Source organism: Neobacillus sp. SM06, from assembly GCF_050496765.1.
Taxonomy (GTDB): Bacteria; Bacillota; Bacilli; order Bacillales; family Cytobacillaceae; genus JAEVLT01.
Genome location: NZ_JBNWEO010000007.1, coordinates 67316 through 80602 on the forward strand (window position 1 = coordinate 67316; position 13287 = coordinate 80602).

The 13287-nt window shown below is 39.1% G+C and carries 13 protein-coding genes, 2 pseudogenes and 1 riboswitch; of the genes and pseudogenes, 7 read left to right on the forward strand and 8 right to left on the reverse strand.

Annotation, left to right across the window (positions count from 1 at the left end):
* Positions 1–85: 85 nt before the first annotated feature.
* The 3 genes and pseudogenes from ACQYAD_RS01465 to ACQYAD_RS01475 all read left to right on the forward strand — a co-directional run bounded on the left by ACQYAD_RS01465 (position 86) and on the right by ACQYAD_RS01475 (position 1540).
* Positions 86–520: a hypothetical protein gene (locus ACQYAD_RS01465; protein ID WP_430234817.1), complete on the forward strand. Its 435-nt coding sequence runs from the start codon at positions 86–88 to the stop codon at positions 518–520.
* A gap of 12 nt (positions 521–532) precedes the next feature.
* Positions 533–739 (forward strand): annotated as a pseudogene (locus ACQYAD_RS01470) (thioredoxin family protein); the annotation flags it as partial.
* A 276-nt stretch (positions 740–1015) separates the two neighbouring features.
* Positions 1016–1540, forward strand: a complete 525-nt coding sequence (locus ACQYAD_RS01475; protein WP_430234819.1) for a DoxX family membrane protein — start codon at positions 1016–1018, stop codon at positions 1538–1540.
* A 349-nt stretch (positions 1541–1889) separates the two neighbouring features.
* Here the strand turns inward: ACQYAD_RS01475 and ACQYAD_RS01480 are convergent, their stop codons facing one another.
* Both ACQYAD_RS01480 and ACQYAD_RS01485 read right to left on the reverse strand, forming a co-directional pair.
* Positions 1890–3713 (reverse strand): APC family permease, encoded by a 1824-nt coding sequence (locus ACQYAD_RS01480; RefSeq protein ID WP_430234821.1) that lies wholly within the window; start codon positions 3711–3713, stop codon positions 1890–1892.
* Positions 3714–3954: 241 nt separating this feature from the next.
* Positions 3955–4093: riboswitch (cyclic di-AMP (ydaO/yuaA leader) on the reverse strand.
* A 154-nt stretch (positions 4094–4247) separates the two neighbouring features.
* The gene (locus ACQYAD_RS01485; RefSeq protein WP_430234823.1) at positions 4248–4727 is read right to left on the reverse strand and encodes a hypothetical protein; all 480 of its coding nucleotides are present in this window, start codon (positions 4725–4727) and stop codon (positions 4248–4250) included.
* 555 nt (positions 4728–5282) lie between these two features.
* On the opposite strand from ACQYAD_RS01485, the gene ACQYAD_RS01490 reads away from it, so the two are divergent.
* On the forward strand, positions 5283–5645 hold the full coding sequence (locus ACQYAD_RS01490) for a hypothetical protein (protein WP_430234825.1): 363 nt from the start codon (positions 5283–5285) through the stop codon (positions 5643–5645).
* A 423-nt stretch (positions 5646–6068) separates the two neighbouring features.
* Here ACQYAD_RS01490 and ACQYAD_RS01495 read toward each other — a convergent pair whose 3' ends face one another.
* Positions 6069–6401 carry a hypothetical protein gene (locus tag ACQYAD_RS01495; protein WP_430234827.1) on the reverse strand — a complete coding sequence of 111 codons (333 nt, stop codon included), beginning with the start codon at positions 6399–6401 and terminating at the stop codon, positions 6069–6071.
* 706 nt (positions 6402–7107) lie between these two features.
* Between ACQYAD_RS01495 and ACQYAD_RS01500 the strand changes: the two genes are divergently transcribed.
* Entirely contained in the window at positions 7108–7677 is a 570-nt protein-coding gene (locus ACQYAD_RS01500; RefSeq protein WP_430234829.1) for a Uma2 family endonuclease, read from the forward strand.
* Between the two features lie 338 nt (positions 7678–8015).
* On the opposite strand, the gene ACQYAD_RS01505 is transcribed toward ACQYAD_RS01500, so the two are convergent.
* Entirely contained in the window at positions 8016–8915 is a 900-nt protein-coding gene (locus ACQYAD_RS01505) for a carbohydrate binding domain-containing protein (protein ID WP_430234831.1), read from the reverse strand.
* Positions 8916–8966: 51 nt separating this feature from the next.
* On the opposite strand from ACQYAD_RS01505, the gene ACQYAD_RS01510 reads away from it, so the two are divergent.
* Together ACQYAD_RS01510 and ACQYAD_RS01515 are read left to right on the forward strand one after the other, a co-directional pair.
* Positions 8967–10116, forward strand: a protein-coding gene (locus tag ACQYAD_RS01510; RefSeq protein WP_430234833.1) for an IS3 family transposase whose coding sequence is annotated in 2 segments (ribosomal slippage) — positions 8967–9241 and positions 9240–10116 — 1152 coding nt in all. Because the reading frame shifts where the segments join, the coding sequence is not laid out codon by codon here.
* Between the two features lie 379 nt (positions 10117–10495).
* Positions 10496–10726 (forward strand): annotated as a pseudogene (locus ACQYAD_RS01515) (peptide deformylase); the annotation flags it as partial.
* A 191-nt stretch (positions 10727–10917) separates the two neighbouring features.
* Here the strand turns inward: ACQYAD_RS01515 and ACQYAD_RS01520 are convergent.
* The 4 genes from ACQYAD_RS01520 to ACQYAD_RS01535 are packed head-to-tail and all read right to left on the reverse strand — an operon-like array spanning position 10918 to position 13169.
* Positions 10918–11331, reverse strand: coding sequence for a DUF1492 domain-containing protein (locus ACQYAD_RS01520; RefSeq protein WP_320074564.1), 414 nt, complete (start codon positions 11329–11331; stop codon positions 10918–10920).
* A complete protein-coding gene (locus ACQYAD_RS01525) occupies positions 11328–11546 on the reverse strand; it encodes a hypothetical protein (protein WP_019155136.1) in 219 nt (72 codons plus the stop codon). The genes ACQYAD_RS01520 and ACQYAD_RS01525 overlap by 4 nt, the downstream gene beginning before the upstream one ends.
* Positions 11546–12907, reverse strand: a complete 1362-nt coding sequence (locus ACQYAD_RS01530; RefSeq protein WP_262447326.1) for a DEAD/DEAH box helicase — start codon at positions 12905–12907, stop codon at positions 11546–11548. The genes ACQYAD_RS01525 and ACQYAD_RS01530 overlap by 1 nt, the downstream gene beginning before the upstream one ends.
* The gene (locus ACQYAD_RS01535; protein ID WP_430234836.1) at positions 12888–13169 is read right to left on the reverse strand and encodes a VRR-NUC domain-containing protein; all 282 of its coding nucleotides are present in this window, start codon (positions 13167–13169) and stop codon (positions 12888–12890) included. Before ACQYAD_RS01535 ends, ACQYAD_RS01530 begins: the two co-directional genes overlap by 20 nt.
* Positions 13170–13287: the final 118 nt, after the last annotated feature.

Below are 13287 nucleotides of genomic sequence, written 5' to 3' on the forward strand. Positions count from 1 at the left end.
GTAGGTTTATTTTTTCGAAAAGAATACACTAATCGGATAAAGCATCCGGTTATGTAGATAATTTTTTCAAAAAGGAGATGAGACCGTGCCCCAGATTGATGAAAATGATAAACAGCTGATTCAAACGATGTTCAACGAAAAAATGGAAGGCACCGCCCATATTCGCTTCTTTCATTCGAAAGACAACTGCCAATATTGTGATGAAACCCAGGACATTTTGGAACAACTGGCAGCGCTCTCGGATAAGATTGATCTGCAAATATTTGACAAAGACACACATGCCGCTAAGGCAAGCGAGCTTGGGGTTGATAAATACCCTGCCATCGTCTTTGTCGATGAGGATGAAAAGGATACGGGTGTCCATTTTTACGGGATTCCTTCCGGGTATGAATTCAGCACGTTGATTGAAGATATCGTTGACGTCGCCAACAATCATACAGATTTAAGCCCGGAAACGATTGAAGCCTTGAAGCAAATTAATGAGGACGTCACACTGTCCGTCTTTATCACACCCACCTGACCATATTGTCCCCGCGCAGTTCGCGTGGCTCACCATATGGCAATGATCAATCCTCACATTAAAGGTGAGATGATCGAAGCAATGGAATTTCCGGATTTATCCAACAAGCACAATGTAATGGGCGTGCCGAAAACCGTCATCAACGATGGTAAAGCCGAGCAGGAAGGCGCAGCCCCAGAACAATTGATCTTGGCAAAAATCCAGGAAATTTTGCAGTAAAATAACCTATTGCTCATAAGCAGAATCCATGCAAACAGGGTTCTGCTTTTTTGCAAACCAAACTAACGACTACTAAGATCCAATACGAAGTTTATCCCATATACATTGGGTGGAATTCCTATTTTTTCACATTCCTAAACAAGGATCTGTTTCTTTCTTTTGCATTTAAATTTCACAATTTAGTCGACAATTGGATTTCTTTTTTGTTGCATCTGTTTATATATTTTTGCTGAAGGGAGAATTTTCTCTTCAAAAAATGATTGGGAGGAATCATTTATGCAAACTTATTCAGATGCCTTATCAAAAGTCTTTAAGGATTGGAAATCGGCAATTGTCGTTGGCGTTTTCACGATTGCACGGGTGATTTACGGATGGGCATGGTTTGAAGCCGGCTGGGAGAAATTAGCGTGGTTAAGTGATGGAAAGCTGAACGCGCAGGGTAAAATCCAAGGGCTGGTCGCCGCCATTGGTCCGAATGCCCAACGTTTTGACCCGCTCGGCATAAACAAGACGTTCGCCTGGATAGCCGACAATATCTTTTTGAATATGCCTGCCTTTACTGATTTTCTCGTTGTAGCTTTTGAACTCCTAATTGGATTGGTAATCATTTTTGGATTTAAAGTCTTCTGGGGTGCATTAGTGGCAATGTTCTTGAATTTACAATTCATTGCCGCCGGCTCCTTTAACAACTTCGGCTACATTTGGACCAACTTGGCTTTAATGAAATGGGCAAAATATTTCGAAGCTGTGGGTATTGATGGCTATTTAAGAGTAAAAAAAGGAAAAAATTTATTGAAGTAAATTGGATTTATCCTATAAAAATATCTCCATAGCCAACAGACAACGGAGCTCTTGGTCGTTGTCTGTTGGCTACAATAAATCCGTTCTAGTTATCGAAAAAACCATTTATTTTAATAAAAAAAAAGGTGATCCCATAGAGGCTGCAAGTCTTCGTTTTTTAAACAATTGTCACAAATGATCAGTACGAATGACTCTCCATTTTTATGATTCTCTTTACCGCTGCCACAAATCGAACATACTTGCTCCATGCTTTGCGCCCCTTAATAAATGTATATTACTAGTTTTTCCTGGCTATTCTTTTTTATTCATCACAAAAAGCCCAATGGCTTCACCATTGGACTTTTCTTATTTAATCATTTAAACGAAATGGAACGGTAGCGACAACCACGTCTTTTCTTGCAAAAAGGATCGCACGGATCCGAAATGCTGATTGATTGTGTAAAAGGCGATGCCACCATTTTCGTGTTATAAACTCAGGTAAGAGCACAGTGATTTTCATTTTTTTACCATACCGATTTTCAGCGCGTCCGATAAATTCAATTAACGGCTTAATAACAGTACGGTAACGCGAAACGACGACTACCAAGCGCACTCCTGGATTCCACTTTTCCCATTTTTCCTCCATTTTTTTCGCATCTTCTGGAGAAAAAGCCACATAAAACGCTACAACATTCGGAGTAAGGGATTTTGCAAAGGCAATGGTTGATACTACCACTTTATGAATACCTGCCACGGGAATGATGATTACGGTATCCGCTGTCTCAATTGGCGCTGTTAAATCGACTTTCAGTTGCTTCGCCACATTTTGATAATGATGGTTAATTTGAGTGATCAACAACAATAAGAGCGGGGTGATGATAATGACGATCCAGGCCCCTTCTTGAAATTTAGTTATACTAAAAATGATGACAACGAAGAATGTGACAACTGCTCCCACTCCATTAATGAAAGCTTTCCGTTTCCATTTTTGAGACTTTTCTCTGCTCCATTTTAAAACCAACCCTATTTGCGCCATCGTAAAAGACAAGAACACGCCGATCGCATATAAAGGAATCAACGCTTCCGTTCTGCCACGAAATACAATTAATAAGATACTCGATAATACACCGAGTGTAATGATTCCATAGTTAAAAGCCAACCTTTCCCCTCGATTACTGAACATCCTCGGCATATTCTTATCTTGTGCCATAATCGATGCCAGAATAGGAAATCCATTAAAACTTGTATTCGCCGCCAATATTAAAATCAGCATAGTGGCAAACTGAATGATATAGAAAAATACTCCCCTGCCAAAAGCATCCGCTGCAACCATTGATAAAACAGTCTTCGTCCCTGTTGGATCCGGTTGAATCGAATAAGCTTGCGAAAGAATGGTCACGCCGCCAAAAATTACTGCCAGTAACGCACCTAATGTGAGCATTGTCCTTTTAGCATTTCTCTGAGCCGGATTTCGAAAATGCGGTACAGCATTGGAAATTGCTTCAATCCCGGTGACTGCTGAACATCCTGATGAGAAGGCCTTTAACAAAACAAACCACGTCAAGCTGGCTGGGATTTCAGTAGGAATGGAAACGCGGTAGGCTGCCGATCCTGCACCCGTTGCCCAATCAAATAAGCCTTTTCCAACCAGAGCAATCATACAAAAAATAAATAAATACGTAGGCAAGGCAAATACGTTTCCCGATTCCGATGTCCCGCGAAGATTCATCCAGACCATAAACCAAGTAAAAAGAAGTCCGATCGGAACAATCCATTGGGCTAAAGCCGGAAAAGCTGACGTAATCGCAAGTACACCCGCAGAGACCGAAACAGCAACCGTTAAGGTGTAGTCGATCAACAACGATACGCCTGCCAAACGACCCCACATCACCCCTAAGTTTTCTTTTGCAACCATATAGGCTCCCCCGCCCTGGGGATATGCATCGATCACTTGCCGATAACTAATAATGAGAATCGTAATTAGCAAAATAATAGCAGCTGCAATCGGCAAGGAAAAAGAGAATGCAAAGGCTCCAACTGTTGCAAGTTCAAGCAAAATCATTTCCGTTCCATAAGCGACTGATGAAAGAGCATCCGATGATAGAATCGGTAGAGCCTTCCATATCGGCATTTTTTCACCTTCTGCTTCTTCGGATTTCAACGGACGGCCAAATAGTAACCGTTTAAATGTCATGATCGTTCACCTTTCCTAATGTATCCCCATATTCTTGGCATTAAATAAATATAAGTTTGCCAAATAATCCATCTTAACTGAGTACAACATTTTTTGTTTTCGTTAATTCACTAATGACCCCTTCCCTTTAGCAGACATCCTTTTAAAATTTTGACAATAAAAAAAGGCCACACAAAATGAAAAATGTCTTTTTTTGTAAAAAAATACACAAAAAAAGCACCTTTCAAAAGGTGGTCTTCTGACCTCCTTCGCTTTTAGCCGACGAAGTTAGCTGACGGGTTAGGATGGCGAAAGAGTTTACATCCCTTCTACGAATTAGTAGAATTAACCCCAAAAAAGTGGTTCCTCCGTTCCCTTTCAGGATTAGGCGAATATGAAATTGCTTCCTTTGAGCATGATATTACTCCGAAGAAACCATCTTGTAAAGGATAAAAATAACGCAAAAACAAACGAATGAATTGAATGGGGTCGAATAAAACGTTTTCACTTCAAAAAAACTTGATCCTGCTCTTCCTTACACTATTTTTTACAATTTCAAAGCGTTTGCTCCCTAATTCTTTTTGTTTTTTCGTATAAATACTGTACGCCATATAATAAATACGCTTTGTAGTGCAGGTAGATAAAAAACTGAAAATGATTTAACCGATTGAGAGCGACAATTTTTAATTTTTTAAGAATATCAATCAAAAGAAAGGCAAAGAACCCATCTGAAATAACATTGAGCAAGACAAATTTTTTGAAGTTTCCGTAAGAAGATTTAAGCAGCCACATCGAAACCGGCATATATGGACCAATACTAAAGGGGAGCTCATCCTTTAGAAATGATTTTCGCCGATCGTAAAATTTCCACCACTTTCTCTTATGGCCATACAGATGATTTAGGATCTCAAAAACAACAATAAAAACGCCTGCAACAGAATAACGCTTTAGACTACGCTTTCCCATAAAGATTAACGATAACCAAGGAATCATAATAATTGACAGATTAAACAGAAAATGCCTCTTCGATACCATAAACGATTTCACCTCATTCTTCTTTTCTATTCCCTTTTAAAATGCCCAAAACCATTAAAAAATACCAAATTTTGAAGTGATCCTTTCTTATCCCAACTAAATCCAAAGTCCGGGTGATCACCTGCGTCGAAAAGCTTTTTAATGACCCTTTCCTTTTATGCAGTAGTTCCATATATAAAAAGAGAGAAAACGAATAGGAGTTGATTCAATGTCCGGCTTGGTAAAATTAACGAAGGATTTTCCAATGATGAATGATGGTTTAATGTTACAGCTTTCCGGCTATATGTCTCGATTTTGCTGAAGGTAGCATACGAAGATGGAATTGTTGTGAATGGATGAGGTTACAAAATGGTCAGTACATAAGAGCTTATTCCCAGTTAAGCGAAGATCTGGTGTACATAGAAGGAAGAGCCAAAAAGGCATTGGCCAAAAGTACGGTCAAACACGAGTCAATAAATTGGTAACAAAGGGGTTCTTACCGCTGAGGTCACGCCTAGGTTTTCCTCACCTTTTATATTGCCCATACGTATCCTAACTATCGGGAGGTGAAATGCAGTGGCTACAAGCAATGCAATTGTATATGTTGGGCAAATGGGGGCAGACACATTTACTCAAGCTTTAAATGGTGTATTATATACAGAGAATCAAATTGGCTTTATGGCAGATCGAATTTTATGGACTGAAGGACAAATCGGTGAAATGGCGAACCGTATTGTCTATGTAACAGAATTTAGTCAATTTAACACAATAAAAGCAATGTATATGGTGATGTCAATGTCTTTTATGGGTATGGACTCCACAATGAACAATATGTTCAAATATGCGATCACCGTGAACCCGGTTAGTTATATTCCTTGGTTGAGGTCAGTTCCTTATCAGACAGGACAGTATTTTCCCTCTCCTTTTTATGATAGATAGTATTAAAAAATGGAAATCCGGTGAAGCGGATCTTTTCAAAGGATTCCGCTTTTTCCCTTTTGATTCAATCTTGTACATCCCTAGTCGATGATAATCATCATATTGACAAAACTCGAAGTTTTTTGAATCAAGATCTATTTTACAGCATTCTGGAAAATGGTCGGTATTTCTGGCCATTTTCAAATAAGCCTCCGATTCAATGATAACTTGCGTTTATCATTCTATTTTAACAGATTTAATGCGGCCAGGGAGAGGCAGCTATTACTCTTCTGTATACTGCTCCCCACAAGCCGTATGTGGTTTGTCAGTGCATTTTTATAAAAAACGGGAAGTACTCTGAATGGTTTTATTCTTGGAGGAGTCTCTGCAGCGGGATTTGTTAATCATTCAGTATCGAGGTTTCAGTAAAAGATTTTAAAAAGATTAGCCAAAATACACTCTGACAACCCCTTCTTTTTGAGCTGTTTCTAAACAGCCTTGTATAAAAGTTTGGATTTGCTTTTGATCCCACTCCAAGAATTCATTGCCTGAGAAGGAAGCAGCATTCTTGTTGAAAAATTGTTTGCAAGCTTGCAAAGACTTTTCCATTTGTTGTTTTGAAAAAGTGGAACTGCGGCCTGAACCGCTAACTCCTGCATAGGATGTAACTGATTCAAGTAAATTGTACAGAATAATCGCATTACGATTCCCCATGCTGAAACGGGCATAAGCAATTTCTTCACCTTTTTTATTGTATCCTGAAATATCGTGCCCCATAAAAATGATCCTCCTTAAAAAGTAGATTTGCGAAGCAAAAAAGTTTACATAGCTATTTTTAAGTATAGAAAATCATTTAATTGATTACCTTCACCTTCTTTCAGGTTTGTTTTTTTATTTAAAAAAATTTCATAAACACAGTTTGGGAGAAAAAGGGTTTTCAAAATAGAATAACATGAAGATTCAATCAGAAGTAGTTTAAAAATACTAGATTTATTTATTTTTTCATGGATTTTTTGTGAATAAGAGGTTTAAAAAGATGTATAACAACAGAAGCAATATGAGGTTGTCTATATCATTTCATGAACGACCAAATTTGTCAATAACCAATAATTCGAGCATCTACAGATTCTGAAGTTCTTAAAGTCAAAAAAAGAATCATATAAATCTATAAAATTCTTTTTTCCATCATATGTACTCGTATGTTAAAAAATATTTTTCTTTATAGGGCAACGCTAATCATTCAGTAGGTGGGCTCTAAATACCTTTTCAAAAATTCCATTAACCTCTCATTTCTTCAAATTCGAACCATTTCATTGCCATCCGCTTCGTTAGACCCAATGAAAGATACATTCCTTCTTCCGTAACGAGCAACGGTTTAAGGCGCACGGCTTGCATTTTAACTCCAAGTGATAGTGACAAAAGATGTGTGATACTTTCGATTATGATAAAATATGGTTAAGTATAAGTTGAAAGGAATGATTTAATGGCCATTCCGAACGAAAAAGAGAAATATTCATATGCTGATTATCTAACATGGAATGAAGGGGAAAGGCTTGAATTAATTGATGGGGAAATTTTCAATATGTCCCCTGCCCCTTCACCCAGGCATCAACAGGTTCTTAGAGAATTAACTACAGCTTTTTCCGTTTTCCTAAGAGAAAAGGAATGTGAAGTTTTTTTTGCACCTTTCGACGTAAGGCTTTTGGCAGATAACAAACAGGACGTTGATATAATTAATGTTGTTCAACCCGATTTATTGATTGTATGCGATAAAGAAAAGCTTGATGAAAAGGGGTGTAAAGGTGCTCCGGATATGATTGTCGAAATCCTTTCACCTTCATCTGTTAAGTTAGATCGTTGGAAGAAATATCAGCTGTACGAAAAAGCAGGTGTAAAAGAATACTGGCTTGTTGACCCGGTTAACCATTCTGTAGAAATACATCTTTTAAACGATGCTCAATACAAGTTTCAAGGAGTCTTTACAAAAGGTGATACAGTTACCGTTAATCTTTTTCCCGATTTTAAATTAGACCTGGATCGAATATTTATTTAGAAGCATTGGGAACGGATGCCACATTTCTTCTTTGAATAAAAAAGTACCTTTACTCCCGAATAAAGTCGATTAAATTTGACAAATTAGGGTGGCGACGGGTACTTTTTTATAACACCAGAATTTATATGTTAACCCACATTACATTACGGGTTCCCATTACCTGAAATCCTTTTCCGACAGCGACTTTAAATGGCATTCACCACACACTACATTATACCTAGGACAGCTAAAACAGAAACAGAAGGAAAAAAAACACAAACAGCCTGGTTATAATTCTTTTATAGCCAACACCAGTATAAAGGGACAGAAAAAACGCCAATCTGCCCCAATAACACGAATTAATTTTTTGTTACTCTTACATTATCCAGGTACACAGCAGTTGCAGCATTACCGCCTGAAATGTTTCCTAATTCAAATACAATTTTTCCATCTGAGAAGGTTTCTTCCATCATAGTAAAAGTAAAACTGAATCTTTTCATCTCACTTGTTAAATCAAAGGTTTGAGTCGGTGCATATGCCGTAAACCATGGGTCAGATGAGAGTTCTTTCCCAATATTGACGTTAACTTTTCTTGCTATATCTGCTTTTGCATCAAACTCAACCGTATAACTCGCACCTTTTTCAAACAACAAGTCCTTTTGATAAACTTGAGGAGAGTAAGTGGCTCCTCCGACTTGCGAGATTTCTACCTTTAACTGACCGTTTTCTACAGTGTAGGTTCCGCCAGCATAACCGCTCCATTGATCCCCCCACCACGAAGACCAGTGATCGGTCCCTTGGTCAAAGGTTCCATTATCAATTCCAGCCGTAGAGGTTTCCTGTGCAGGCGGCTGCATGCCTTTCACTTTTAGGACAACATTATCAATGAAAACATCCCCGTTTTGTCCTCCAAGGTCAAAAACAAATTGCCCATTCACGTCCGTCACCGTTTCCGGCATTGTAAAGGTAACTGTTTTTTCATCCATTTTTGGAGTCAATTCGACGGTTTGTGGACCAGAATAGCTAGTTGTACCGTCCTGACTCCTAAAATCCACTTGAATCGTTCTTGGTTCATTTGATCTTGCTATAAAAGTTGCTTCGTAATCATTTCCTTTTACGAGGTCTATCCCTTTTTGGTTAATCTGAACTGCATTGGGATGTGGACCGCCATCTGTTATTGAAACATGTAATTCACGTGTTGCTTCATCTACTGATGCCCATGCTGATGCATCCTGTGTTACAAGGTTCCAGTAGGTCATTCTATAATGCTACATATAAACTAGACAATAAAAAAGGAGTTTCTTAGTTGTATGTCAACCACTCGAAGAAAGTTTAACCCAGAAGAAAAAGCGCAAATTGTACTGGAAATCCTAAAGGAAGAAAAGTCAGTTTCACAGCTCGCTTCTGAGCATGGGATCCATACCAATGTCCTCAACCGGTGGAAATCCGAGGTGGTACAAAACCTCTCACAGCTGTTTGTTGATGATCGTAAAGGTATCACCAAAATGAAAAAAGAATATGAACAACAAATCAATGAACTCTACGCCGAGGTTGGTAAGTTAACCACCCAATTGTCGTGGCTTAAAAAAAAATCTGGCCTCTAACTTTACTCGTGAAGAGCGTATTGATCTCATAGAATGGGATTGCTCCGAACACTCCATCCTCGTACAAGCGGATTTACTTAATCTAAACCGCACCAGTCTTTACTATAAGCCGGTCCCTCCCTCTCCGGAGGAAATTCGCCTCAAGCACCGGATTGATGAGCTATACACAAAGCATTCTTTTCTGGGCTATCGAAAGATAGCTGCCATTATGAATCGAGAAGGGGATCTTATTCACGAAAATACAGTAAGAAAGTACATGCGAGAGATGGGTATTATGGCTATCTATCCCGTTCCGAACCTTAGCAAACGGGATCTCCAGCACCGGATCTACCCCTACCTACTTCGAGGGCTAAACATTACTCAGCCCGACCAGGTTTGGAGTGTGGATATCACGTATATCCGGATGAAGCAAGGCTGGATGTACCTCTACGCCATCATGGATTGGTATTCTCGCTTCATTGTGGATTGGCAATTGGATCAAAGCCTTGAAATCGGGTTCGTATTAGAGACTATGAGAAGGGCGCTAGCCAAACGCAAACCCGCCATTATTAACAGTGATCAAGGGAGCCACTTTACCAGCCCACAGTACACAGATTTGCTAAAGGAGAACGAAATCCGCATCAGCATGGATGGCAAAGGCCGTGCAAAGGACAACATCGTTATAGAACGGTTCTGGCGTAGCCTGAAGTACAATGAGATTTATATCAACGACTATACTAGCCCGCGAGAAACGAGGCAAGGTGTGGAACGCTATATCCATCTACACAACCACTACTTACCACACCAGTCATTGGATAACCATACACCAGCTGCTGTGTATAACCGGGATGTTGTACTGTTATCCACATGTGAATAACAGTAGCGGTGTTCGTCAAGAAAGTTGTCTTATATTTATATCTAAACTTAAAAAATCCTACCGCGCTTCGCTTGCTGCCCTCTTCATAAAAGATTCGTTCTAACGAACCAATCTTTTATGAAGAGGATGAAATTTTACCAACATTTCAGCGCTTTGGGGTGATCTTGGGTGTAGGAGGAAACCATTTCTCCCACGCCTTCGCTTATACTATGTCCTCCACCTGTGGACAATGTCTAATTGGCGCTATTCCCCTCAATTTCCATACAGGAAGAGGAGATCAAGACCTTTGTATTATAGAAATATCTAAGTAATTAATCTTGTATACACCTTAATTTTTCAAAAAAACTGTCTTGACTTCTTGTAGCACCATACACCAAGTGAAGGGTGCCTATCTGTTGATCGAGATATAAATGGGTTCGTACCAAGATATGAGAGAATTAAAGTGAAAGGGTTTAATTTAGAAGGAGAAGAAATAATATTAAAACTCAATGGCTATTCCTCTATTGTTATTCAACATGAAATAGATCACCTAAATGGAATTATGTTTTATGAGCGTATCAATAAAGAAAATCCTTTCAAACTACCAGAAAACTGTAAAAGTTTATACTGAGATCATGCATTAGGTCGGTATTCAAAGTGGGTAAGCAATGAGTTGTTGTTTTGACAGCTCATTTTAATTTAATAATCATTAAAAAGGAGAAACTAATTATTTAAATCACTGTAATTTTCATACAATGACTAAGGTAATGGTGAAGAGGGCCTTTTAACCCTCTTCCTGCACTATTTTCCGGTTACTCCTTTTTATTTTGGAACCTTTAAATGTTGCAAAGCGGATGAATGGAGTCTATGCACGGTTCTCATAGAAACATTAAGGTTAACACAGATTTCTTCCCAGTTAAGAAAGTTAATGTATCGGTAGCGAAGAAGCAGCTTCTCATCCACGTTTTCCATCTGGTTAATCGCTTCACGGATATCTGATTTCAGCTTTATTAATCGCTCAACCTCTTGTTGTATCTGTTGCTCCAAGTCTACTATTCTAATCACATATTTTTCAAAGGGTGGGTCAGTACTCTTGGTTCTACTGACTTTTTCCTCAAGAACGGGGGATGAAACACTTCTTGATAGTTCCCTTAAGTTTTGTAACTCTTCAAGGTCGGAATTAATCAATTCATTCAAGCGATAAGCCTGCTTTAAGAATTCCTTAGCTGTCATCATCGCACCACCTCCTCTTGTAGCTGTTGAATTAACATGTCAGGGTTTAGAGAAGTGAGGACATTGAACAATCCAGAATGAAAGAAGCACTCTACCTCACGTTTCGTATATAAAGCAGAATCATTGCGAGGGTGCTTTGCTAATCTTTTCAGTGCAAAACGATAATCCTTGACCGCCTGTAGAATAATGGCATTTGCTAGTTTTTCAAAAGCGTCCATCAAACAGCATCCCTCGCTTTCCCAAGATTTGCTTTGACCGCATTAATAAGATCGGATTGTGTCTTTTCCTTTCGTCTCAAGGTATTCATAACATCTTCATCAATCGTGCCTTTAGTAATAATGTGATGAATAACCACTGTCTCATTTTGACCTTGTCTCCAAAGTCTCGCATTTGTTTGCTGATAGAGTTCTAGACTCCAAGTAAGTCCAAACCAGATAAGCGTTGAACCTCCACTTTGTAAGTTGAGACCGTGTCCCGCTGATGCAGGATGAATAACCGCTACAGAAATATCGCCGTTGTTCCAATCCTTGATATCCTTGGAAGTTTTAATTTCTCTGACATTGAATTTTGCCTTAATACGCTCTAAATCGTGATTATACCAATAGGCAATAAGCACTGGTTTTCCGTTAGCACCTTCAATTAAATCCTCAAGAGCATCTAACTTGCGGTCGTGGATAATATGAGTGTTTTTATCATCATCATAGATCGCACCGTTTGCCATTTGCAGAAGTTTTCCTGAAAGGACTGCTGCATTCATGGCATCTATTTCCTCATCAGCAAATTCAAGAACCATCTCTTCACGAAAGCGATCATATACGGATTGTTCTTTGTCATTTAGATACACAGGCACTTCATTGATCATGCACTCTGGCATTTTGAGAAAATCCACCGACTCCATGGAAATGGTAATATCCGAAATGAGCTGATATATGGCATCTTCAGCACCTGGCAATGGTTTATATGAAAATACGATTTGCTGATTACGTTTATCTGGTGTAAAGAAGGAATTGCGGTAGTGAGTTATGTACCTGCCGAGTCTTTTACCCATGTCAAGAATACGAAACTCTGCCCACAAATCCATTAATCCATTACTCGATGGTGTACCCGTAAGACCCACAATCCGTTTTGCCCTTGGTCTGACTTTTAGTAGACTTTTAAATCTTTTGGCACCATAGGACTTAAAGGATGATAGTTCATCGATGACCACCATGTCATAATCAAAAGGGATGCCACTTTTATTTACTAACCAGTCAACATTTTCTCTGTTTATAAGATAGACACTTGCAGGTTTCCTAAGAGCTGCCAACCGCTCCTGTTCTGTTCCGATGGCTACCGAAAACTCCAGTCCTTTTAAATGCTCCCACTTATTTATCTCAGCTGGCCAAGTATCCCTCGCCACCCGAAGTGGAGCAATGACCAGAACCTTTCCAATTTCAAAACGATCAAGACATAGGTCAAATATAGCCGTTAGAGTAATGACACTTTTGCCAAGACCCATTTCTAAAAACACCGCAGCGATGGGATGCTCTAGAATGAAGTTCGTTGCATAGGTCTGATATTTATGAGGATTGTATTTCACCGAGTATCCCTCCAATCTGCTTAACATCATCAATGACATAGCAGGCAAAGCCTAACTTCTGTAATTGCTTTATTCTTCTAATCTGTAACAGGCGAGGTTTCTTTCCGGGAGCCTTTAATTCCACAAATGCCATCTTTCCATTTGGTAAAAGCACTAGGCGGTCTGGCATCCCATCTAAACCTGGGCTAACAAACTTCGCCGCAATGCCTCCCATCTTTTTTACCTCAGTCACCAGTTTCTTTTCGATATATTTTTCAAGCATAAATACCTCCCATGTAAAAAGGCTCGGAACAAGAAAACAACTTTGACCCAATTTTCCTATACGCGCGTGTATGCGTGTATGCACAGGCTACTATTACTTCTTTTTATTATTTATAAAT